At 46.3% G+C, this 722-nt stretch carries 1 rRNA gene; it reads right to left on the bottom strand.

The features are described 5' to 3' along the window. Nucleotides 1-357 (bottom strand): 16S ribosomal RNA (locus RB298_RS00985); the annotation flags it as partial. Nucleotides 358-722: the final 365 nt, after the last annotated feature.

The raw sequence follows: 722 nt of genomic DNA, 5'->3' as shown, positions 1-722 counted from the left end.
CCGTAGGAGTCTGGGCCGTGTCTCAGTCCCAGTGTGGCCGTTCACCCTCTCAGGTCGGCTACGCATCGTCGCCTTGGTGGGCCGTTACCCCACCAACTAGCTAATGCGCCGCAGGCCCATCCTCAAGTGACAGATTACTCCGCCTTTCCTTCTTCCCCAATGCTGCAAAATAAATTATCCGGTATTATCTACCGTTTCCGGTAGTTATCCCAATCTTGAGGGCAGGTTGCCTACGTTTTACGCACCCGTCCGCCGCTAACCCTCCGGAGTGCAAGCCCTCCATCAACTCCCCTCGCACTTCATGTTTTAGGCCCTCCGCCAGCGTTCGTCCTGAGCCAGGATCTAACTCTCCAATAAAGTTTGACTTGCTCATTTCTTAACTGACGAGAATTTGTTCAATTCTCGTTATTCTCCATCATCCGACAAACCAAAGCTTGTACATGATGATTTCGCAATGGATCCCACTAGTGAAATCTTTACTCACTCGTTGTTCAGTTTTCAAAGATCAATCACATTTTGTTTGTCATCCGCATCTCAGCGGCGACTTTTATCATATATCCTACTAGCTTGCTGTTGGTCAATAAGTTTTTTTAATTATTTTCAAATTCAAGTTCTGCCTGACCGGTGAATCTCTATCACCCGCAATCAAACGGGCGAACATTAATGTATCATAGAATATGAGCATACGTCAACTACCTAATATCGTAAATTTTAAACCGACA

The organism is Priestia sp. BR_2, from assembly GCF_041954005.1.
In the GTDB taxonomy this organism is placed as follows: domain Bacteria; phylum Bacillota; class Bacilli; order Paenibacillales; family Paenibacillaceae; genus Paenibacillus_AQ; species Paenibacillus_AQ lautus_A.
This window is presented reverse-complemented; position numbering and strand designations above follow the sequence as displayed.